We start from the raw sequence: 22,522 nt of genomic DNA on the forward strand, positions 1-22,522 counted from the left end.
GCTTGGCTTTACCATCGTTGCAGTTTTTATTCGAGCGAAGGTAAACACGTGTTAAAAAAAATTAAACACCTCTCATACTTGCTACCTTTGGTGGCAACAGCCATCACAGTGCAAGCTAAGCCTCTTACTTTAGAACGTATTTTTGATGATCCAAGTTTAGCGGGTAAAGCACCTGTACAGCTTAAGTTTTCACCAGACGGTAGCCGAGTTACCTACCTGCAAGGTAAAAGCGACGATTACAACCGTTATGATTTGTGGGAATATAATTTAAAAGATAACAAAAATCGTATTTTAGTCGACTCTGCCAAACTTTTTTCAGGCCCCGAAAACCTCTCAGACGAAGAAAAAGCACGCCGTGAGCGCCAACGTATTTTTGGTAAAGGTATTTTAGAATACAAATGGTCTAAAGACGGTAAAGCCTTGTTATTTCCACTTAATGGTGACCTCTATTATTACGAGCTAGGAGCAGGAAAAAGCCGTAAACTGACCGATACTGAGGCATTTGAAACCGACGCACGCTTTTCACCAAAAGGAAACTTTGTCTCGTTTGTCCGTGAACAAAATCTTTATGCGCTAAATCTTAAATCAGGTAAAGAAATTCAGCTGAGTAAAGATGGCGGCGGTGTGATCAAAAACGCCATGGCGGAGTTTGTCGCGCAAGAAGAAATGGGCCGAATGACAGGTTATTGGTGGTCTGGTGATGAATCAAAAATAGCCTTCACTCGCATTGACGAAAGCCCAGTTAAAGAAGCTATCCGCAATGAAATTTACGCTGATGAAGTGAAACTGTTTAACCAACGCTACCCATTTACCGGCACTAATAATGTAAAAATTCAACTTGGTGTGGTTAAGCTCGATAATCAAAAAACTGATTGGGTTGATTTAGGTAAAGACGAAGACATTTACATTGCCCGTGCAAAATGGTTAGAAGATGACAAAACCCTATCATATCAGTGGCAAAACCGCTCACAGCACAACTTAGAATTGCGCTTTTATAACAGCGAAACAACAGAGCAAAAAGTCGCCTTAACAGAAACTAGTGATACCTGGATCAACTTACATTTTGATCTACAGTTTTTGAAAGACAAAAAACATTTTGTTTGGGCCTCTGAGCGCAATGGCTTTAAGCATTTATATCTATATCGTACCAATGGTAAGTTAGTGCGTCAGATCACCGATGGTGACTGGGTGGTTGATAGCTTAAAAGGTATTGATGAGAAAAAAGGCATTGTCTACTTTGCCGGACGCAAAGACACGCCTTTGGAAAGCCAGCTATACAGTGTTCCACTGTTTAAAAAGGGCGATATTAAACGTATCACTGAGCAAGGTGCTTATCACAATGTGGTAATGGCAAAAGACAGTAAAACTTTTATTGATAACAGTTCATCGGTCAACAAGCCAAACTCAGCTGCACTGCGTAAAGTAAACGGTGAATTTGTTACTTGGTTAGAACAAAATAAGCTTGATGAAAACCATCCACTAACTCCTTATCTTACTGATCTAGCTGAGCCTGAATATGGCACTTTGACTGCTGATGATGGTCAAGAGATGCACTATCGTTTATTTAAACCTGCAACGGTAAATGATGGTAAAAAACACCCTGTTCTTGTCAATGTCTATGGCGGCCCACACGCACAACGCGTAACCAATAGTTGGCGCAGCAAGAACTTATATTTCCAATATATGGCACAGCAAGGTTATGTAGTGTTCCAATTAGATAACCGTGGTTCGTATAATCGTGGTAAAAAGTTTGAAGATGCCATTTACAAACATTTAGGTGTGGTTGAAGTGGCTGATCAAATAAAAGGCGTCGAATTTTTACGTACGCTTGATTATGTTGACCCACAACGTATTGGTATTTATGGTCACAGTTACGGTGGCTATATGGCATTAATGACCATGTTTAAAGCTGGTGATTATTTTCAAGCAGGCGTATCTGGAGCGCCAGTGACTGATTGGGCACTGTATGATACTCACTATACCGAGCGTTATTTAGGACATCCTGATACAAATGCCAAAGGCTATGCAGACAGTGCGGTATTTCCATACGCAGATGGCTTGAAAGGGCCATTAATGATCTACCATGGTATGGCCGACGATAACGTATTGTTTACCCATGCCACTAAGTTATTTAAACAATTGCAAGATAACGAAAAGCAATTTGAAATGATGACTTATCCTGGTTCCAAGCACAGCTTACGGGGTAAACAAGTGCAAACTCACTTGCATCAAACAATCACTAACTTCTTTAATCGTCATTTTGATGTAGAGTAAATCAGTAATGACCGCATAAAGGCTGATTGAAAAATCAGCCTTTTTTTTGACTTAATGATAATCCTATTTATTTAAAAACTTTAGACCAAAACAAGGAACAGTTAACTAGATTTTAAAGTAATATTTACTACGCTTAATATATGCGCGCCTTCTGCGAGCACTTCTAAAGGATTTTTTATGTCGTACCTACGCCGTTTTACTATTTTTCAGCGCTTAGCTATTTTGGTAAGTTTGGTCGTTGTTGGTTTACTTTTTTTAAGTATTACTAGTTTAACTCAGCAATATGGTTCACTCAAAGCAGGCCAATATACGAAAACTAAAAATCTGGTTGAAGCTGCTTATAGCGTTATTACCCATTATCATTCATTACAACAAAGCGGCGAACTCACCGAGCAACAAGCCCAACAAGGTGCACTAGCTACAATAGCTAGTATTCGCTATGACAATGACAATTACTTCTGGATCAATAATTTTCAGCCAGCCATGGTTATGCATCCTTTTAAACCAGAATTAAACGGTAAATCACTCAGCAACAGTAAAGACCCAGATGGCGTACCGTTATTTGTTGAAATGGTTAAAATAGTTAAGCAAAGTGGTGAAGGTTTTATCCCTTACAAATGGCCTAAACCAGGTAAAGATCAACCAGTTGATAAAATAGCCTATGTGAAAGGTTTTACCCCGTGGCAATGGATAGTCGGTTCAGGTGTTTATATTGATACTATTGATAACGCTTTTGCCAGCTTACGGAATTTAGTTATTCTCAATGCCGCAGTGATTATTTTGCTATTAATTAGTTTAAGTTACTTAATCGCCAGAAGTATTTTACTGCCAACTCGGCTTGCTGCAAATATGATGAAAAGTATCTCTCAAGGTGAAGGGGATTTAACCCAAACCTTAGATGAAAATGGTAATGATGAGGTATCACGATTATCTCGCCACTTTAATTTATTTACTACCAAAATGCGTGAGTCACTTAAACAAGTGGCAAATAATGCCAATGATGTTAACCAGCATGCCCAAACAGTGGATGATGCGAGTAAAACCAATCATTCTTTTATTGAACTGCAAAACGATAGCTCAACGCAAGTCGCTGCAGCAATGGAGCAAATGACCCACCAAATTCATGATGTAAGTCGCAATGCCGAAGCGGCTGAACAAGCCGCTAACCAAGCCGCGGTGAATGCATCTGAAGGTAAAGAAGTCGTTGCTAAAACAATTCAATCCATAGAAACACTGTCCAAAAACATTGAAACTGTGAGTCAAGTTACCGCTGATTTAGCTCAAGAAAGTAATAATATAGGATCGGTACTAGACGTGATCCGCGGTATTGCGGAGCAAACCAATTTACTGGCACTCAATGCTGCAATCGAAGCGGCACGTGCTGGCGAACAAGGCCGAGGGTTTGCCGTTGTAGCTGATGAAGTACGCACTCTTGCAAGTCGCACAGGCAAGAGCACAGACGAAATTCAGGCGATGATAGCCAAATTACAAAAAGGCGCACAGGCGGCTGTAGAGGCGGTAACAGCTAGCCAACAATTATCCACCAGCACAGTACAACAAGCTGGCTCTGCCAATACCTCATTAACTGAAATTGAACGTCTGGTGTCGGTTATCACCGATATGAATGGTCAAATAGCCCGTGCGACTGAGCAACAATCAAGTGCTGCGGATGAAGTCAATTTGCGAATTAATGAACTATCGCAATCAACCGAACAATCTCTGGCCAATACATCACAACTTTCTGGTGCAAGCGATAATCTTAAACACAGTAGCCAACAGCTAACTGATGTGGTTAATCGCTTTAAATTAGATTAATTAACAAAAACAAATTACAAAAAAGCCCCGTCATTTTATATGACGGGGCTGTTGTATTTAATACTGCTTATTATAAGCAGTAACGAGCAAATAAACTGCTTAAGCCTGCTGCAGTTGGTTTACCGTGCTGCCAATCACCACCTTCAACACCACTACCGGCAATATCCATATGCACATAAGGTAAAGGCTGTGCTGACTCACAACCATGCTTATCAAGGCCACCAACAATAGCTAAAAATGCCATAGGGAACTGATGACCACGTGCGGTAACTGCTGATGCTGCATTGTTACTTGATAATACGTCATCAGCTAAAGTACGCGGTTTAATAAAATCATAGTCTTCGCGACGGCTGCGAGAAACTTCTGCACCATCAGCCCATAAGTCACCACTGTCAGCCAGCTTACGAGAAATATTAGCCGCACGTGCAGGGCCATTTTCAACGTATGCACTGTAAGGTCCCATTGCACGAGCTGCATGTCCGGTTAACGTTGCGACCGTAAAGATTTCAGGATTAACTTCTCCTTTTGCTAAATCTTTCATCTCGCTGAGTAAATCCCCCATAGCTAAGCGCCCTTCTGCATCCGTATTACCGATGCGAACACGTACGCCCTCACGGCTAGTAATAATTTCATCTGGTACAAAACAATCAGAACCAATTGAATTACGAACTACCGCTAAGTAAGCAATAACTTTAACGCCTTGTGGTTGAAAGTCTGCCACTGATTTCATAAAACCAGCAACAGAGGCTGCGCCGCCTTTATCACGGCTCATACCGGCCATATGCCCGCCCACTTTTAAATCGGCACCACCGGTGTCATATACTAAGCCTTTACCGACAAACATTAAGGTACGTGTTACTTCGCCCTCTGGTACATATTCAAGTTTTACAACACGAGGGTGATGACGCTCAACCGCATATGAAGCGCGAGCCACGGTACTCATCATCGGGTACTCTTTATCAATCGTGGCAATATCTGCAATCACTGCAACATTGACCTTGCTGCCTTTAAATAAATCTACACAGTAATCAGCAAAACGTGGTGGCGCCATACGCTCAGGCTCAGTGCCACATAAATCACGAGCAGCATACTGCCCTGCGGCAATGGCATTTACTGCTTTAATTGTTTGCTCATTAGCACCAAACAAGGCTATTTGAGTGATCGGTTCAATGCTTTCACCATGAAACTCGCGCGCCTCAAGCGGCTGCCACAACGCTTGGCAAGCACCAAGATAAGCAACTTCTAAGGCATACTGATAACGGCTATCTTGGCTTGCTTGTGGTAAGTAAATAGCAGGTTTTGTACTGCCTGATGCTTTAGCTTCATTGATAGCCAATTTAGCTGCATCAAAATAACGACGTACATCGTCATAATCACGATTTAATGGACCTGTCGGCGCTAAAATTACCCTTTTAGAATCAACAACAAGCAGCGTGACTTGCTTACCAATACGTGCATCAACCGCCATTTGCGCTTTAATAGCTTGGCTTAGATTCGGGTCGTCTAACTCAGAAAAGTTATCGGCAATAATAATAAGCGCATCATGTTTTGCGTTATCTAATTGCGGGGCTGCAACTGCGTGAGGATATGCCATAAAAAAAGGTCCTGTTGTCAAAATACGTAGGAGCTTATTATCATTGATTTAAATAGCTATTGCCAGCAATGTACGACGAGCTAACATAACGCTGGCAACTTGGAGTTACAGTGTAAAATACAGCAGTTACTCACTGCCCACTTATCATTTATTGAAGCAAATAGCGCGCAGTATCTTAATCTAATATACTCAGCTGTACATGTTGCTGCGGTTCATTTTTAACACCGACTCCTACACCGAGTAACCGCACTGGCTGCTGCAAGCCACGTTGATATGCTTTGCTCAGAAGCTCAGCCAAGATAGTTTCATCAAGTCGGTGGCAAGTTTGATCGGCCGATGTCACCACAAAATTAGCAAACTTGACTTTGACACTGAGTTTATTTATGCGTTGCTCTAATTGCTGTTTTGTTAATCGACGTTGAAGCTCAGCCAATAATATTGGCAATTGATCTAAACACGCTTGTAAGCTGGTTTTATTATATTCATAGGTATGCTCAACACTGAGCGATTTACGGGTACGTTCTGTGGATACTTTACCAATATGTAAACCGGCACATTTTTGATACAGCGAGACCCCAAAGTTACCAACGTGTTGCTGCATCCAATTAACCCCTTTAGCGCGCACATCAGCACCGGTGTATAAGCCTTTTAAATTGAGTTTTTCAAGGGTAACCTTACCGACCCCGGGTATTTTACCCAAAGGTAATTGCGCTAAAAAGTCATCCACTTGCTCAGGCAATACTACAAATTGACCATTCGGTTTATTTTCATCACTGGCAATTTTGGCAATAAATTTTATCGGCGCAATTCCAGCCGAAGCAGTTAAACCGGTGGCTGCAAAAATATCGGCGCGGATCTGCTCTGCCATTAAGGTCGCACTACCATGGCATGCATTACTTTCAGTCACATCAAGGTAAGCTTCATCTAAAGAAAGAGGCTCTATAAGGTCGGTATAGCGCTGGAATACAGCACGAATTTGCGAAGAGGCTTGTTTATAAACTTGCATACGCCCTGGTACAATCACTAAATCTGGGCATAATTGTTTAGCACGGTAGTTAGACATCGCAGAGCGCACACCGTATTCGCGGGCGATGTAATTTGCTGTAGAGAGCACTCCACGGCGACTATTGCCACCAATTGCCAAAGGTACATTAGCAAGCGCGGGGTTATCGCGCATTTCGACCGCTGCGTAAAAGCAATCCATGTCAATATGAATAAACTTTTTCATTCCTCAAACCAAGCACTGTACAAATGAACAGTTATTATTCATTAAGTTTGATTTATTAGCAAGTCATCAGCTCGATGATTCTTGCTGTGAAGACTTTTTACGATTAAATAACCTCGCACCGAATAACCAAAAAGCACCTTCTAAAATAAAACCAACTACGATTAGTATCACCATCCCAGAAGCATTGCCCATCGCATAACAAACGAATGCCAAACAGATCACCACCAGTAGCGCTAAGCGTTTCATTATTTTTGCTGTCACTGTATTCATAATTAGCTCCTTTAAATCAGATTAAAGTATTCATTTACGTAACCGTGAACTACTAAAACTAGCACATTTTCACTGTTTTCCTAATTTTCTTGAGCTAAACAGCACCAATTGCTAATCTACGTTTTTACTTTAAAGAGCTGTAGAATATGCAATCATTTATAGAACAACATCCTATCCATACAGCAATTAATGTTGCTTGGGGAGAAATGGATGCCTTACAACATGTCAATAATGTGGTGTATTTTCGTTATTTCGAAACTGCTCGAATTGATTTTTTTAATCAAATAAATTTACTCGAAGATTTACAAACAACAGGTATTGGTCCTGTGATTAGTGAAAATAACGCGCGTTATAAACGTCCAGTCACATTTCCTGATACAGTGTTGGTAGGCGTTACCATCAGTGATATTCAAAAAGACCGTTTTATGATGCACTACAGCGTATTTAGCCAAGCGCAAAATGCCTTGACTACATTAGGGTCATCGCAAGTGGTGATGTTTAATTTTAAAACGGGTAAGAAAGCACAATTAAGTGAGCCATTATTGGCTGCATTACATAAGTACAGCCGAGAATCATAAAAGTAAGGAATCATTATGCGTTACAACCCACTTGGTAGCAGTGGTCTAAATGTGTCTCGTGTATGCTTAGGCAGCATGACGTGGGGCGTACAAAATAATCAAGCAGATGCTGATGAGCAAATTGCTTATGCCTTAGAGCATGGCGTAAACTTCATTGATACTGCAGAAATGTATGCCATACCTCCCACTCCTGATACCTACGGAAAGACAGAGCAAATTATCGGTAATTGGTTAGCGCGTAATCCAGGTAAGCGAGACGATATTGTGCTCGCCACTAAAATTGCTGGCAATGGCCTAGCTTGGATACGCGATGGCGGCGATATTACTCGTCAAGCAGTCGTTCATGCAGTTGACGAGTCATTAAAACGCCTACAAACCGATGTAATTGATTTATACCAACTGCATTGGCCGAATCGTCAATCACCGCACTTTAGCAAACATTGGCCAGGTATGATCCGTTTTAGTGACGCTAATACAGAGCAACACACAGCGGGTATGCTCGATATTCTTGAAGGTTTAAACGACTGTGTTAAAGCTGGTAAAATTAAACATTGTGGTCTCTCTGACGACACGCCATGGGGTATTAGCCAATTTTTACGGTTAAGTGAACAACACAATTTACCGCGCATGGTCTCTATTCAAAATGAATTTAGTTTATTACACGCTAAAGATTGGCCTTATCTAATAGAGCAATGTATTCACGAAGATATTGCTTATTTACCTTGGTCACCCTTAGCAGGCGGTATGTTAAGTGGTAAATATTTAAATAGCGCACGTCCCGATGGTAGCCGCTGGACACTGGTGCAGCGTAATGGTTTATTCCGTGACACAGCGCAATCTCAACAAGCAATCAGCCACTATGTTGAAATTGCCCAGCAATACCAAATAACCCCAGCACAATTAGCGCTTGCATGGTGTGACCAAGTTGATGGCGTTACTTCTTCAATTATTGGTGCAACCAGCTTGGTACAACTAAAAGATGACATTGCCGCGTTCAACATCGAATTAAGTGAACAAGCTCTAACTGATATCGGTAATGTATTTAAGCAATACCCAATGCCATTTTAATCAATAAAGCCCAATCATTATCAATGCTTGGGCTTTCCACCGGATTAAAATACTTGAAAAACGACTTCTCACAAATAGTGAATCAAAAAAACACCACTAAAGTATTAAAAAATTAACTTACCGTAATAACTTACCAGTCTTTAGTAGCGCAAAATATTAGTTATTGTATACTCGATTTAAATTATTAGCGGATAAAGTAAATATAGCTATGCGTATTGTCTATTACATCGTTGCATTATTCTCTTTTTTTTCAAGCGTCTATGTACTTGCTAATACTACCGATGAAGTAACCCATATAACTTGGCTACAAAGCAATACAGCGCCTTTTCATCTGGCCAAAACAGCACAAACTCCCGATGGTGGCTTATGTGATTACTTAGTCGAACAGCTCATCAGTGAATTACCCGATATAAAGCATACCCGCCTCATGTTGCCGCAAAAACGTATAGGTAAGTACCTCGATGAAGGTCAACAAGCATGTTTCCCTTGTATGATCCATCGTAAAGTTAACACCCCGCGAGTGTTCTACTCGGTGCCAACTACGGTGTACCCACCATTTGCTATCATTGCCTCAGCTAAAACAGCGAAAGTAATTAGCCAACAACACAGTTCACCGATAAATTTAGTTAAACTACTGACAGATAATAAATTTATTTTTGGTCAATCCGCTGCGCGTAAATTTACTCCAGAGTTAAATACCATCGCTCGAAATACTAAAAGCGACCAACATACATCATTAAGTTGGAACAGTGAAAACGAAAGCAGCTCGGTGATCAATCGGCTCAATCATGGGTATATTGATTACACTATCGACTATCCTTTTTTAGCCGATTACTACAACCGCTTCAGCGAATTTGATAATGTAGTAACCTTACCTATTGCCGATCACGCCGATAAGCTGGTTTTAGGTGCGATTGGCTGCTCAACCAATGCCCCTAATAATTTTGCTAATAATGCTTTAAAAAAAATAAATCGAGTGCTAACAAATAGCATACTGCCGTCTGCAAAGTACCAGCAAACACAGCGTGTATTGCTTGAAAATACCTTTGCAGAGTTTGATCAACAATATCAACAACAGATATTAAAACTTACTCAGCCAACCACTCTTGCTGAACCAATAAGTCTGAGCCCAAGTGTAACTGAGCAATAAATTTACTTCCTGCGTTCACAGCTCCTACCCCTGCAGGTGTGCCAGTCATAATAATATCGCCATCAATTAAAGTCATAAACTCACTAACTTGGGCTGAAATAACCGCAGGTTTATAAAGCATTAACTCAACGCCGCCTTGTTGTCGCACCTTATTATCTATCAGTAAGGTTAAGCTTAAATGCTCAATAGCTTGTTCGTCTATTTGTACAAACTCACTAAACAATGCAGAGCCATCAAAGGCTTTCGCGCGTTCCCACGGTAAACCGCTGGCTTTTAATTTACTCTGTAAATCTCGCTTAGTTAAATCCAGTCCCACCGCCACAGCAGCTAAACAGCCATTGTTAACTTGAAAACAAATTTCAGTCTCAAAATGTAATTGCTCATCCTTATGAGTACACATTAAGGTATTTGTTATCGCGCTTGGCGGCTTTAAAAACACCACCATTTCGTCTGCCTCTTGATTACCAAGCTCAGCAATATGCGCAGCATAGTTACGACCAATACAAATGACTTTTGATGGATTCACTGGTTTCATTTCGATCTTTCCTATTCAATAAAAAGCAGCCTAGACTACTTTTTATGACGTTTATTGGCAATTAACTTCGTATTGCTATTTATCTAGATCGATGTCACTGGTATTAAGATCAACAAAGGCATTACTGGCATGAAATAACCTCAGTAGATACATGCTCGCTGGTGATGTTGAGTTTCGCAATCGATACCTGCCATGGCGCAGCTGTACTTAACTGCCAAGGTGAAAATACTTGACCTAAATTAACACCTTGCTGTGCAAAACACCGTAAATCAATGTTTAAAGTCTGCCATTCGTTGGTTGCATTTAGCTGCTTAGCAATATCCAATTTACCTTGGCAATCATCACCACATTGCATACCAAGCCAAAGCGGGGCATCGGCACTTTGCTCAACCTTAATTTGCATTTGTAATTGCCCTGCTTTTTCAACAAACGAACGTAAATCAGATGGGAATGCCGCACTTAAACGCACTGCTGCTAGTTCATCGCCGCTGAAGGTAATTGCACGCGCATCTTCTTGAACGTCTTTATCAAAGGTTTTAACGCTAACAGCTCCGATTGATTCGCGACTACTTGCCATCACTTTTTGCTGCTCACCACTTTGTAAATGCAGACTCCATGGCGCTTTAACCGCGCGCTCAAACAATACTAAATCATCAAGCTGCTGTGATATTCCTGTTTGCTTAACAAGATCATCTTGCAAGGTGTTTTTATCTGAATAAGTTAAGCCAAAACCATACGGTAATAATGGCGAATAATCTTTATCACCACGATTTTCGTTATCAACTGGGTTATTCGGCCAAGAAAACGACAGCTTGCCTTTAAAATCATGATTTACTGAGCCATCTACATTTGCAAATAACACATCGCTAATTGCATCCCCTTCGCTACCTGGCAACCACGTCGCGACAAACGCATCACTGGCATTAAGTTCTGCGTTTACCCACATTGGGCGGCCGCTAATAAATAATGATACAACGGGAATACCGGCTTGCTTTAATTTTCGCAGTAGCGCTAAATCCGTTTTATTACCCCGCTGATATTCAAGATTATCTAAATCCCCATTGCCTTCTGCGTAAGGTTGCTCACCAAATACTACAATAGCGACATCTGGACGAGTATTGAACTCACCGTTTAAGTCATGCTGAACTTGCCCGCCCGCTTGCTTAACAGTGTGTTCAATACCATCCAAAATCGACGTGCCACCTGGGAAATCGCTATTTTGATTCCCCGTACCTTGCCAAGTAATGCTCCAACCGCCAGATTGCATACCGATATTATCAGCACCTAGACCGGCTACTAACACATTTGCTTTTGGCGAAAGCGGCAGTAACTGTTGTTTGTTTTTTAGGAGTACTAAAGATTCGCGAACTGCTTGTTTTGCGATTTTACGATGTTCAGCACTACCAATGACCTCTGTTTTTCCTGAAAGTGGACGATTTGCAGGACTTGGTTTATCAAATAAACCCGCACGCATTTTTACTCTCAGAATACGCGTTACCGCATCATCAATTCGTGATTGCGCAATTGTGCCATTGTTAACTTGTGCGATAAGGTTTTCATAAAGTGGCTTCCATGCATCAGTAGGCACCATGTATACATCAAGGCCGGCATTAGCGGCTTGTGCACAGTTTCCATTGGTACAACCAGGAATTTGTCCATGGCCATTCCAATCACCCACAACAAAGCCATCAAAACCCATTTTGCCTTTTAGCACATCAGTTAAGAGATATTTACTGCCATGGATTTTTTCGCCATGCCAGCTATTAAACGACGCCATAACTGTTTGTGCTCCAGCACCTAAGCCTCCCACATAACCTTGCGCATGAATGGTAAATAACTCTGCTTCGCTGGTAATATTATTACCTTGGTCATCACCGCCTTGTGTACCACCATCACCAATAAAATGCTTAACCGTACTGATCACCCGTCTATCTGATAAAAAGTCTTGATCAACTGCGCCTTGTAAGCCTTTTACTATTGCGGCTGAATAATCTCTAACAATTTGTGGATCTTCTGAATACCCTTCATAAGTGCGGCCCCAGCGGTCATCTCGTACCACAGCAACGGTAGGTGCAAACACCCAATCTATACCGGTTACCATCACTTCTTGCGCGGTCGCTGCAGCAATTTTTTCAATCAATTGTGGATTGTTAGCCGCACCTAAACCGATATTGTGTGGAAATAACGTCGCACCAATAACATTATTATGACCATGAACTGCATCGGTTCCCCACATAGTTGGGATACGGCTACCATCAAGGGAATCATCTACTGATGCTTGGTACATTTTTTCGGCTAGTTCAATCCAATCAGCAGCCGTGGCATGTTTATTATTATTAGGAAAAGCCCCACCGCCATTAAGGTAAGAACCAAAACCATATTGACGCATATCTTCCACTGTAATATCGCGAATTTCAGGTTGGATCATCTGTGCTATTTTTTGTTCTAAGCTCATTGAGCCGAGCAAGTCAGCAATTTTTTTCTCCATATTGGCATCGTCTTTAACACCGCTTTTGATCATCGGCCAAATATCATTGGTCGCTGCTGTTTGTTCTGATTGCGAACAGCCATTCATCGCCATTGCTGCAATCATCATTACCAAAAGAGTACGTGGTTTTGTTATTGTCATGTTGTCCACCTAGTTATCAATGACGAGTTGAGGTTGTTACTTTTGAGCCAAATAGCGCAAAGTAAGTAATATATAAATAGCAGCCGATCGGCAGTAATAGTGCTAATTGCACACCAAAATTGTCAGCTAGGACGCCTTGTAATAATGGAATAATTGCACCACCGACAATAGCTAAGCATAAAATACCTGAACCCTGAGAGGTATATTTGCCAAGGCCTTGTAGGGCTAAACTGAAGATGGTTGGGAACATAATTGAGTTACATAATCCGACCAACAAAATAGCCCACATTGCTAATGCCCCTTGTCCTGTCATCGCCATTAACACCAGTACCATGGCAAGTAGTGCATGACATGCCAATACCTTACCTGCATTGAGTTTTTGCATGATGGCAGCACCAATAAAGCGACCTATCATGGCGCCAGCGAAGTAATAACTAATATAATGTGCTGCTTGCTGCTCAGTAAAACCCGCAATATGATCTAAGGTTAAAAAGCCTACTAAAAAGCTGCCGATTGCGACTTCAGCACCGACATAAACAAAAATGCCAATGGCTCCTAAAATTAAATGGCGATACTGCCAAACACTACCTAAATCAATAAAGTTCTCAACATATTGATTTTCACTCTCAGCATCTGCTGCTTTGCCAAGTTTAGGTAATTTTAAAAAAGCAAAAATAACCGCAAGTACCAGCAAGCTTGCTGAAAGCATTAGATAAGGAAGTTTAACTTGCTCTGCGGTTGCTTGGCTGACTTCGGTTAGAATAAGCCAGCCACCAAAGATTGGCGCAACCGTAGTACCTAACGAATTAAATGCTTGGGTCATGGTTAAACGCGACGACGCTGTTTTTGCAGCGCCAAGTACGCTTACGTATGGATTGGCTGACACTTGTAAGATGGTAATCCCCGAGGCCAGTACAAATAGCGCCAATAAAAACAGCTCATAAACATGCGCTACGGCTGCGGGATAGAATAATGCACAACCAACCGCTGCCACCACCAAGCCCACCACAATACCAAATTGATAACCTATTTTACTCACCAACTTACCAGCGGGTATCGACATCACAAAATAAGCCCCAAAGAAACAAAATTGGATTAACATCGCTTGGGTATAATTGAGTGAAAACATCCCTTTTAAATAGGGGATCAGAATATCGTTTAGACACGTAATAAACCCCCACATAAAAAATAAGGTGGTCAACGACGTTAAAGCAAACGTTTGTTTGCCCATTGGTTGTAGGCTATGTTCATTCGTTGCCAAATTGTGTGTGACGTTTGCCATATTAAACTCTCTAATTATTTTAATTATCAGTTCGTTACGTTTATTAAAGTACTTTTTCATTACTTAAAAAAAGCAAATAATAGTTGCAACATAAAATGTAAGCGCTTACATTTATATCATATAAATCGAAATTAGCAATTTATTTACAAACATTCTGTAAGCGCTTCCATTTTAATAACTATGCTGCGCTTAATGTAAAAGTAATTGCCAAAACTGAATGTTAAAGGATGCACCTAATCGTGTTTAAAACTATTTCTCTGCCGCCTAGCTCTGCGCTACTTAAACCTCAGTTTACCTTTGGTGTAGCCACAGCCTCATTTCAAATTGAGGGAGCTCGCAACGCACGCCTGACATCTATTTGGGATACTTTTTGTGACCAACCAGGGGCTATCACCGACAATAGCAATGGCGATACAGCCTGTAACCATGTTGAACTATGGCAACAAGATATCGCAATGATTGCTGACTTAGCCGTTGATGCGTACCGATTATCTATTTCATGGCCGCGCGTATTGCATCAAGATGGCAGTATTAATCAGCAAGGCATTGGCTTTTATCGTGATTTATTAACGGCTTTAAAAGCACGCAACATCAAGACCTATGTCACCTTATATCACTGGGATCTACCCCAACACTTGGAAGATAACGGTGGCTGGTTAAACCGTGACACCGCCTATGCATTTGCTCACTATACTGATTTAGTTACCAAGCAGTTGACAGGTTTAGTTGACTCTTATGCGACTTTAAATGAACCTTTTTGCAGTGCCTATTTAGGCTATGAAGTGGGTGTACATGCACCCGGTATTAAAAGCCAACAAGCAGGTCGTCAGGCGGCTCATCATTTATTGTTAGCCCATGGTCTTGCCATGCAAGTACTGCGCGCCAATTGCCCTAATATAGAAGCTGGTATTGTTCTTAACTTCAGCCCAGCTTATCCAATGACAGAAAACGATACACAAGCAGCATTATTAGCCGATCAATATCACAATCAGTGGTATATCAAAGCAGTTTTAGAAGGTCAGTATCCGGCGCTTTTAAATAGCCTCAGTAGTGAAGTGCAACCCCATATAGCTGCTAATGATATGGCGATAATCAGTCAAAAAATCGACTTTATTGGCGTTAATTACTATACCCGCATACACTACAAAAACACTGATGATAACTGGTTTGCCGAAGCACAAATCAACAACATAGCTGTGACTGACATGGGCTGGGAAGTCTATCCACAAGGTTTAACTGAGTTGTTAGTATCATTAAATGAGCTATACCAACTACCTAAAGTTTATGTAACTGAAAATGGTGCGGCCATGGCAGATACACTACGAGATGGCCAAGTACTCGATACAGAGCGCGTTAGTTATTATCATACCCACCTCAATGCAGTGCATGACGCAGTTGAGCAAGGGGTTGATATACAAGGCTATTTTGCATGGAGCTTAATGGATAACTTTGAATGGGCATACGGCTATGAAAAACGCTTTGGTCTCGTTTATGTTGATTATGAAAACCAGCAACGCATACTAAAAGAGAGCGCAATACAATATCGCGCATTGCTCACACAGCGCAAAAAATAATAACAACATGAGTACCAATTATGCTAACTAGAAAAGAAAAAATAGCCTATGGCTTAGGTGATACTGCAAGTAACATCATTTTTCAAACCGTGATGCTATTTTTAACTTTTTTCTATACCGATATATTTGGTATTTCTCCGGCCATCGTTGGTACTCTGTTCCTAGTGGTGCGAGTTATTGATGCAATCACCGATCCGTTAATGGGGGCGCTCACCGATGCAACCCGAACCAAATATGGTAGCTACCGGCCTTACCTATTGTGGCTCGCGATCCCGTTTGGGCTGGTTAGTGTAATTACTTTTACCACACCAGATTTAAACGCGACAGGAAAAGTCATCTACGCGTTTGTCACCTATACGCTATTAATGCTGGTTTATACCGCAATTAATATCCCTTATTCAGCTTTGGGTGGAGTACTAAGTCGCGATCCGAGTGAACGCGTATCCATTCAATCTTATCGTTTTGTATTTGGTATGCTCGGTGGCTTACTCGTCAGTGCTTGCACATTGCCATTAGTAAGCTGGTTTGGTAAAGGCGATAATGCTCTTGGCTATCAGCTTACTATGATACTGATGAGCTGTTTCGGTGTGATATTATTTTTGACCTGCTTTCGCTTTACTAAAGAACGCGTGGTTGCACCACAGCAACAAACCCTTAGCCTCAAAGCACAAATGGCAACGTTGTGGCAAAACGGTCCTTTTAAAATACTCTGTGGTGCTGCCATTATGCTGCTCACGAGTATGGTGCTGCGTACGACTTTAGCAATTTATTACGTAAAATATGTTCTTGGTGAAGGCGACTTAGTTACGCAATTTGTTACCTTGGGAATGATCGGTAATATCCTTGGCTGCGCCTGCGCGCAACCACTGAGTAAACGGGTTGATAAAAAAGCAGCATATATATATCTCCAATACATCTCTGCGGCCATAAGCTGTTTTGCATTTTTCTTATCTGACGACCAATTAGTGCTCGCGTTTGCAGTCTATTTTTTATGGTGTTTTTTCACCCAAATGGCAACTCCATTGTTATGGGCAAAAATGGCAGATGCAATTGACTACGGACAATGGCAAAATGGCCATCGGCTAACTGGCTTGGTCTATGCAAGCGTGGTGTTCTTTATTAAACTAGGCCTTGCACTGGGCGGAGCTATTGCTGGTTGGTTACTGGCTTACTATGGCTATCAGGCTAACACTGAGCTTAATGAAGCAACTAAAGCCGGTATTTTAACCTCGTTTACACTGTTTCCTGCAATTGGTAGTGTACTTGTCGCGTTGATCATGAAAAGGTATATTCTTGATAATAATACCTTAGAGAAAATAAACGCTGATTTAGCCCAAAGAAGTAGTACTTAACAAGGAATATCATGGCGACCATTTATGAGGTGTCAAAACTTGCTGGGGTCTCATTAGCGACCGTTTCAAGGGTAATGAATAATAATACTAATGTCAGTGATGCAACGCGAAAAAAGGTAACCGTTGCGATGACACAGCTTGGTTACCGGCCTAATTCCATTGCACAATCTCTCGCATCTAACTGTTCAAATAGTGTTGGTTTATTAGTTTCCGAACTACAAGGCCCTTTCTATGGCCCAATGATGAGCGGCATTGAGACCGCTTTTCGTAAACAAAGCAAGCATGTGATCATTGCTGCAGGTCACAGTGACGAAGAACGTGAACAACAAGCAATCGAGTTTTTAATTAGTCGTAATTGTGATGGCTTAATTTTGCATGTTGAAGCAATTAGTGATGACTACTTAATAGAGTTGAGCAAAGGGAAAACTCCTTTTGTACTGATCAACCGATACATTCGCGAACTAGCATCGCGCTGCATTATTTTAAATAACGTAAAAGGCGGTTATTTAGCGGCTAAACACGTATTAGAGCAAGGCCATACGAATATCGCTTATATCAGCGGCCCACTGTGGAAACAAGATGCTCAAGATCGCCTTGCAGGGCACAAACAAGCTCTAGCAGAGCACAACATTAGTTTTAATGAGCAATTACTATATCAAGGTGATTTTATGGAAGACAGCGGCACTGCAGGCTTTCAGCATTTATATAACGGTAATTCAAAATTTACAGCGCTAATTTGTGCCAATGATGAAATGGCAACCGGCGCTATGGCCAGTGCCCGTGAGTCATCATTAATCTTGCCTGAGCAACTTTCTATTATGGGCTACGATAACGTATTTTTTACCCGTCATGTGTATCCACCACTTAGTACCGTCAATTACCCAATCAACGAAATGGGCCAAATGGCTGCTAACTGGATTTTAAGTGAGGTGTATAAAAAAACCACCCCAGCTTTACAAACTCTTTTTGAACCTGAATTAGTGGTGCGTCAATCAATTATTACTAACCCTCAATAAGTTGGGTTAGTAATGCTAAATTAATCGGTTTAAGTAATACTTGCTCTATCTCAAGGAGTTCAATTTGCTTCGGATCTGGCTGTATACCACTGACGATTACTCGCTTTAGATCTGGATAATACTGCTTTGTATAACGAGCTAAATCCAAGCCACTGCCATCAGGCAAATGCATATCTAATAACACTTTATCAAATTGAGAGTCATTTTTTAGAATTGCTAAAGTATGCTCATAACTAGTTGCAACAACGGTTTCAACCCCTAAACTTTCCAGTAATAACTGGGTGATTTGCGCCGCATCTGCATCATCTTCAACCAATAAAAAACGCGCACAACTTTTTACTCGCGCTGGTTGCGCTAATTTATCAACGGGCTTATTAGCCGCCATAGAGTAATTAGTTAAGCACTGATAAAGTAAGCTTGAATCAACAGGTTTGCCTATCACATCGTTAAAACCCAGCGCCAATAACTCGCTATGTATACCTTTCATCGTGGCAGCAGTAAGCGCTATTACCGCCCCCTTAAAACCCATTTTTCTAAGTTCAATCGTGGTTTCTTTGCCCCCCATCACCGGCATATGAATATCTAAAAATATAATGTCGTACGGATCACCTTGCTGTTGTGCTTTAGTTACTTTATCAAGTGCTTGCTTACCGTGTTCAGCATAATCAACCTTTGCACCAGCAGAAGAAATCATATGCCCAACTAACACCCGTAAATCTCGTAAATCATCCACCACCAATACTCGGCCACTGACTTTACAAGGGGCCATTTTTTGCTGCATATTAGGTGTCAAATCGAGCTTTAATACACTGCGCTCTACATATTGAATATTGCCCGGATACACTGAAATAGTAAATTCAGATCCATGACCGATAGCAGACTCTAATGTGATCCCGCCCTGCATACGACTCAACAATTCAGAGCAAATAGCTAAACCTAACCCCGCGCCGCCAACTGAGCGCGATTCTACATCGGCTATTTGTTCAAATGGTTTGAATATAAGTGCTTGTTTCTCAGGGGCAATACCCATTCCAGAATCTTTAATACTAAAAAACAGCATTTCACGGCCATCAATAACTTTTGTCCATGCGCGAACAATGATATCGCCTTGCTCGGTGAACTTAATCGCATTATTGATGATATTAATTAAAATTTGCCGAAACCGTGTCGCATCAATACTAATTACAAGGGGCAAAGGTTGTAATGACTCAAAACGCAGCGACAGCCCTTTATCCAGCGCAGATACTCGCATTAAGGTAAACACATCAGCCATTAAACTATCAAGGTTGACATCACTGCAGCTGAGCTCCAGTTTATCGGCAGCTATTTTTGATAAATCGAGAACATCATTTAACAAGCTAAGTAGATGCTTACCATTACGATAAATAACCCCTAACTCATTATTGGCATGATTGTTAAATTCACTTTGCATAAGCAACTCGGTATAGCCCAAGATTGACGATAACGGAGTGCGTAGCTCATGGCTTAAATGTGCTAAAAAGCGGTCTTTAGAACGATTTTCGGCTTCTGCTTTGAGTCGTTCAAGGCGTTCATCTTCAACATCGCGTCGGGCTAATGCGTAGCGAATAGAGCGGGCAAAGCGACTTGAACTCATTTCACTTTTTACGAGGTAATCAACAGCTCCGGCATCCAAAGCGGCTAAATCAAGGGCGTCGTTTGATTGCCCTGTGAGCATAATGATAGGGCCATTAAAACCATTTTCTACAGCTTGCTTTAAAACTGCTAAGCCGTCTGAAGCCCCTAAGCGGTAATCAAGCAGGCAAATATCGTGCTGATTTTTACTCAGTACCTTAACTGCCTGCTTGGGATCACTGATCCACTCTATATCAAATGTATGCGAACTCAGCTGCTCTAGATAATCACAGGTTAAAATATAATCATCTTCATCGTCTTCAACAAGTAACAGTCTGGTTGCCTTATCTAACATAGCGTCTCCAGTTTTTTATTTAGTCATTAAACGTACTAGGTAACTCTACAAACTCCACCCAGTACTTACCTAACGTTTTCATTAGTTCAACTAAGCCATCAAACGTAACTGGTTTAGTAATGTATGAAGCCGCGCCTAAATCGTAACCCTTAACCATGTCTTCCTCTTGCTTAGACGTGGTTAAAATAACTACAGGAATACCTTTTAAGTTTGAATTGCCTTTAATCGCTTGCAACGCTTCGCGTCCATCCATGCGTGGCATATTCAAATCCAATAAAATCAACCCAGGTCGTGGCGATGAGTTTTTGTCTTCAAACTTACCTTTACGCTCTAGGTACTCCAAAAGCTCCACACCATCTTCAACAAAGTATAACTCGTTTAATACACGGCTTTCAGCGAGTGCGTCTTGCGTTAATAAACGATCATCTTCATCATCATCAGCCATTAAAATGGTGATTGGCTTTACTTTAGAAAATGGCATTTAAGCCTCTCCTTGCAATGTGAAAAGCTCGCTTTCCACAGGTAGTTTTATGATGAAGGTTGCTCCCTCACCGGTTTCACTTTGTGCCGCTATCGTACCGCCGTGACGCTCTACAATACGTCGGCACACGGATAAACCAATCCCCGTGCCTTTATATTGCGAACGCCCATGCAGACGTTGAAACGGAACAAAAATTTTGTCGGTATATTCTGGCGCAAAACCAATACCGTTATCTTTCACTGTAATGATTTGCCATTCCAGCTCTGTATTATAATCATCATTAAATTCAGTATGATGCTGATACTCAATAGTGATAATTGGTGCCACATCTGGACGTCTAAATTTCACCGCATTTGAAATCAAATTCAAAAATAGCTGCTGCATTTGGCTCAGATCAGCTTGTATTACTGGCATTTCGCCCACGTTGACCTGCGCATTTGACTCTTTAATCGCAATTTCTAAATCGCTTAGCACATCATCAAGTACTTGCTTTAAATCCGTATCGGCAAAGTCTTTACCACGTGTTGTCACTCGCGAAAACTCTAACAAGTCATTAATTAAATTAGACATTCTTTGCGCTGCATTTTTCATACGCGCGATATAATCAACACCTTTTTCACCCAATTCGTCTTTAAACATGGTTTCTAAGCGATCACTAAATGCTTGAATTTTGCGCAGTGGCTCTTGCAAATCATGACTCGCTACAAAAGCAAACTCTTCAAGCTCACGGTTACTGCGACTTAGTTCATCAGAGTACAAAGTGAGCTCTTGTGTACGCTCGGTCACTTTACTAGCAAGTGTTTCGTTTTGATATTCAAGTTCCTGCTGATATTTTGCCGCTGTATGTAAGTTAATACGCGTGAGCATAAACATACCAAGGATCAATAAAGCACTGGTTACGGCAGTAATTGCAAAAGTGAGTTTGGCTTCTTTTTTAATTTGCCCTAACTTTCGAAACTGCACAGCTTTAAAAGCAGATTCCGCATCTTGAATTTCATCAGCGAGCTCTCTAATTTGCTCGTAAAGCTTACGGCCTTGATGCGTCTCTAGTAAATAATGGGCACGGCGTTCTTTATCTGCTAACGCTAAATCAACGGTTCTGGTTAATACCGCAACTTTATCATCAACCAAAAATAGTAAACGTGCTACTTTATCTGCTTGGCCTGCAATTTCAGTACGTAAATTTTTAACCAGTGTAGCTTGTGAGTTGAGCTGCATAATAGCGTCGTTGTAGGGTGCTAAATAATCTTTATCGCCCGTTAATAAGTAACCACGTTGTCCTGATTCTGCCTGCACAATTGAAAGATGAAGCTTCTCAATTGCGGTGTTTAACATATTAGTATCATCTAAACGCTGTTGGGTTTGAGTCAGGCTTTGAATGGTATTCATTGCCAAAATCGCATTCCCCACCACAATACACAGCAGCACCGCGATAAAACTGGCCCAGGTTACCTTGACCTTACCTTGTTGCTTTTGCAGCTTCATTTATAATCCTTTTATATTATCTTATTCAACGACGCCGAGATTCGATATTTGTTCCAAGCTGTCACTGCATTGCTGACAATTACTTATTATTTTATCAAGTGCTGCCAATGCTTTTTCTTTTGGCATATCATTTTCTAGCACTAATTTGATCAATTCTGCATTCATCGATATACGATTCAGTGGTCCGCGTGCATCATGAATCAACTTATTGATTTTATCGTTATTAGCCATGCTACCCCTTGG

18 protein-coding genes are annotated in these 22,522 nt (G+C 41.2%); 8 read left to right on the forward strand and 10 right to left on the reverse strand.

The annotated features are described in order from the left end of the window. Positions 1-48: 48 nt before the first annotated feature. On the forward strand, positions 49-2,274 hold the full coding sequence (locus H5182_RS04295) for a S9 family peptidase (RefSeq protein ID WP_182759591.1): 2,226 nt from the start codon (positions 49-51) through the stop codon (positions 2,272-2,274). Positions 2,275-2,451: 177 nt separating this feature from the next. Further along, on the forward strand, positions 2,452-4,089 hold the full coding sequence (locus tag H5182_RS04300) for a methyl-accepting chemotaxis protein (RefSeq protein WP_182734626.1): 1,638 nt from the start codon (positions 2,452-2,454) through the stop codon (positions 4,087-4,089). Between the two features lie 70 nt (positions 4,090-4,159). Here H5182_RS04300 and H5182_RS04305 read toward each other — a convergent pair whose 3' ends face one another. From H5182_RS04305 to H5182_RS04315, 3 genes are all read right to left on the reverse strand, one after another. Next, positions 4,160-5,683, reverse strand: a complete 1,524-nt coding sequence (locus tag H5182_RS04305; protein ID WP_182718306.1) for a leucyl aminopeptidase family protein — start codon at positions 5,681-5,683, stop codon at positions 4,160-4,162. Between the two features lie 175 nt (positions 5,684-5,858). Continuing rightward, positions 5,859-6,911, reverse strand: coding sequence for a DNA polymerase IV (gene dinB / locus H5182_RS04310; protein ID WP_145241168.1), 1,053 nt, complete (start codon positions 6,909-6,911; stop codon positions 5,859-5,861). 66 nt (positions 6,912-6,977) lie between these two features. Further along, positions 6,978-7,181 carry a hypothetical protein gene (locus H5182_RS04315; protein ID WP_145241170.1) on the reverse strand — a complete coding sequence of 68 codons (204 nt, stop codon included), beginning with the start codon at positions 7,179-7,181 and terminating at the stop codon, positions 6,978-6,980. A gap of 146 nt (positions 7,182-7,327) precedes the next feature. Between H5182_RS04315 and H5182_RS04320 the strand changes: the two genes are divergently transcribed. From H5182_RS04320 to H5182_RS04330, 3 genes are all read left to right on the forward strand, one after another. Continuing rightward, positions 7,328-7,759 carry a thioesterase family protein gene (locus H5182_RS04320; protein ID WP_145241172.1) on the forward strand — a complete coding sequence of 144 codons (432 nt, stop codon included), beginning with the start codon at positions 7,328-7,330 and terminating at the stop codon, positions 7,757-7,759. 15 nt (positions 7,760-7,774) lie between these two features. Then, complete coding sequence (locus tag H5182_RS04325) at positions 7,775-8,827, forward strand: aldo/keto reductase (RefSeq protein ID WP_145241174.1); 1,053 nt, start codon at positions 7,775-7,777, stop codon at positions 8,825-8,827. A gap of 208 nt (positions 8,828-9,035) precedes the next feature. Next, positions 9,036-9,977, forward strand: coding sequence for an ABC transporter substrate-binding protein (locus tag H5182_RS04330; protein WP_182734622.1), 942 nt, complete (start codon positions 9,036-9,038; stop codon positions 9,975-9,977). On the opposite strand, the gene H5182_RS04335 is transcribed toward H5182_RS04330, so the two are convergent. The 3 genes from H5182_RS04335 to H5182_RS04345 all read right to left on the reverse strand — a co-directional run bounded on the left by H5182_RS04335 (position 9,916) and on the right by H5182_RS04345 (position 14,372). After that, on the reverse strand, positions 9,916-10,512 hold the full coding sequence (locus H5182_RS04335; protein WP_149981213.1) for a fumarylacetoacetate hydrolase family protein: 597 nt from the start codon (positions 10,510-10,512) through the stop codon (positions 9,916-9,918). The genes H5182_RS04330 and H5182_RS04335 overlap by 62 nt on opposite strands. Before the next feature lie 121 nt (positions 10,513-10,633). Next, positions 10,634-13,141: an exo 1,3/1,4-beta-D-glucan glucohydrolase gene (locus H5182_RS04340; RefSeq protein ID WP_182759592.1), complete on the reverse strand. Its 2,508-nt coding sequence runs from the start codon at positions 13,139-13,141 to the stop codon at positions 10,634-10,636. Positions 13,142-13,157: 16 nt separating this feature from the next. Beyond that, positions 13,158-14,372, reverse strand: coding sequence for a sugar MFS transporter (locus tag H5182_RS04345; protein ID WP_259397251.1), 1,215 nt, complete (start codon positions 14,370-14,372; stop codon positions 13,158-13,160). Between the two features lie 278 nt (positions 14,373-14,650). Here H5182_RS04345 and H5182_RS04350 point away from each other — a divergent pair, with 278 nt between their 5' ends. Genes H5182_RS04350 through H5182_RS04360 form a run of 3 tightly spaced genes read left to right on the forward strand, consistent with a single transcriptional unit; the run spans position 14,651 to position 18,365 of the window. Further along, positions 14,651-15,997: a GH1 family beta-glucosidase gene (locus H5182_RS04350; RefSeq protein WP_182731823.1), complete on the forward strand. Its 1,347-nt coding sequence runs from the start codon at positions 14,651-14,653 to the stop codon at positions 15,995-15,997. Between the two features lie 20 nt (positions 15,998-16,017). Beyond that, complete coding sequence (locus H5182_RS04355) at positions 16,018-17,349, forward strand: glycoside-pentoside-hexuronide (GPH):cation symporter (protein WP_182734619.1); 1,332 nt, start codon at positions 16,018-16,020, stop codon at positions 17,347-17,349. An 11-nt stretch (positions 17,350-17,360) separates the two neighbouring features. Beyond that, the gene (locus H5182_RS04360) at positions 17,361-18,365 is read left to right on the forward strand and encodes a LacI family DNA-binding transcriptional regulator (protein WP_149981218.1); all 1,005 of its coding nucleotides are present in this window, start codon (positions 17,361-17,363) and stop codon (positions 18,363-18,365) included. Here H5182_RS04360 and H5182_RS04365 read toward each other — a convergent pair. Genes H5182_RS04365 through H5182_RS04380 form a run of 4 tightly spaced genes read right to left on the reverse strand, consistent with a single transcriptional unit; the run spans position 18,352 to position 22,510 of the window. Next, the gene (locus tag H5182_RS04365) at positions 18,352-20,313 is read right to left on the reverse strand and encodes a hybrid sensor histidine kinase/response regulator (RefSeq protein WP_182731821.1); all 1,962 of its coding nucleotides are present in this window, start codon (positions 20,311-20,313) and stop codon (positions 18,352-18,354) included. The genes H5182_RS04360 and H5182_RS04365 overlap by 14 nt on opposite strands. Positions 20,314-20,332: 19 nt before the next feature. Next, positions 20,333-20,794: a response regulator gene (locus H5182_RS04370; RefSeq protein WP_145241192.1), complete on the reverse strand. Its 462-nt coding sequence runs from the start codon at positions 20,792-20,794 to the stop codon at positions 20,333-20,335. After that, positions 20,795-22,279 carry an ATP-binding protein gene (locus H5182_RS04375; RefSeq protein ID WP_182759593.1) on the reverse strand — a complete coding sequence of 495 codons (1,485 nt, stop codon included), beginning with the start codon at positions 22,277-22,279 and terminating at the stop codon, positions 20,795-20,797. Positions 22,280-22,300: 21 nt separating this feature from the next. Then, positions 22,301-22,510 (reverse strand): histidine kinase, encoded by a 210-nt coding sequence (locus H5182_RS04380; protein ID WP_145241196.1) that lies wholly within the window; start codon positions 22,508-22,510, stop codon positions 22,301-22,303. Between the last annotated feature and the right edge of the window lie 12 nt (positions 22,511-22,522).

The sequence above is a fragment of the Pseudoalteromonas sp. SG44-17 genome, from assembly GCF_014164235.1.
In the GTDB taxonomy this organism is placed as follows: Bacteria; Pseudomonadota; Gammaproteobacteria; order Enterobacterales; family Alteromonadaceae; genus Pseudoalteromonas; species Pseudoalteromonas rhizosphaerae.

Bases quoted from the DNA above. Each gene is read 5' to 3' on its own strand.
- H5182_RS04300 (WP_182734626.1), top strand. From the start codon at position 2,452: ATGTCGTACCTACGCCGTTTTACTATTTTTCAGCGCTTAGCTATTTTG.
- H5182_RS04305 (WP_182718306.1), bottom strand. From the start codon at position 5,683: ATGGCATATCCTCACGCAGTTGCAGCCCCGCAATTAGATAACGCAAAA.
- dinB (WP_145241168.1), bottom strand. From the start codon at position 6,911: ATGAAAAAGTTTATTCATATTGACATGGATTGCTTTTACGCAGCGGTC.
- H5182_RS04315 (WP_145241170.1), bottom strand. From the start codon at position 7,181: ATGAATACAGTGACAGCAAAAATAATGAAACGCTTAGCGCTACTGGTG.
- H5182_RS04320 (WP_145241172.1), top strand. From the start codon at position 7,328: ATGCAATCATTTATAGAACAACATCCTATCCATACAGCAATTAATGTT.
- H5182_RS04325 (WP_145241174.1), top strand. From the start codon at position 7,775: ATGCGTTACAACCCACTTGGTAGCAGTGGTCTAAATGTGTCTCGTGTA.
- H5182_RS04330 (WP_182734622.1), top strand. From the start codon at position 9,036: ATGCGTATTGTCTATTACATCGTTGCATTATTCTCTTTTTTTTCAAGC.
- H5182_RS04335 (WP_149981213.1), bottom strand. From the start codon at position 10,512: ATGAAACCAGTGAATCCATCAAAAGTCATTTGTATTGGTCGTAACTAT.
- H5182_RS04340 (WP_182759592.1), bottom strand. From the start codon at position 13,141: ATGACAATAACAAAACCACGTACTCTTTTGGTAATGATGATTGCAGCA.
- H5182_RS04345 (WP_259397251.1), bottom strand. From the start codon at position 14,372: ATGGGCAAACAAACGTTTGCTTTAACGTCGTTGACCACCTTATTTTTT.
- H5182_RS04350 (WP_182731823.1), top strand. From the start codon at position 14,651: ATGCACCTAATCGTGTTTAAAACTATTTCTCTGCCGCCTAGCTCTGCG.
- H5182_RS04355 (WP_182734619.1), top strand. From the start codon at position 16,018: ATGCTAACTAGAAAAGAAAAAATAGCCTATGGCTTAGGTGATACTGCA.
- H5182_RS04360 (WP_149981218.1), top strand. From the start codon at position 17,361: ATGGCGACCATTTATGAGGTGTCAAAACTTGCTGGGGTCTCATTAGCG.
- H5182_RS04365 (WP_182731821.1), bottom strand. From the start codon at position 20,313: ATGTTAGATAAGGCAACCAGACTGTTACTTGTTGAAGACGATGAAGAT.
- H5182_RS04370 (WP_145241192.1), bottom strand. From the start codon at position 20,794: ATGCCATTTTCTAAAGTAAAGCCAATCACCATTTTAATGGCTGATGAT.
- H5182_RS04375 (WP_182759593.1), bottom strand. From the start codon at position 22,279: ATGAAGCTGCAAAAGCAACAAGGTAAGGTCAAGGTAACCTGGGCCAGT.
- H5182_RS04380 (WP_145241196.1), bottom strand. From the start codon at position 22,510: ATGGCTAATAACGATAAAATCAATAAGTTGATTCATGATGCACGCGGA.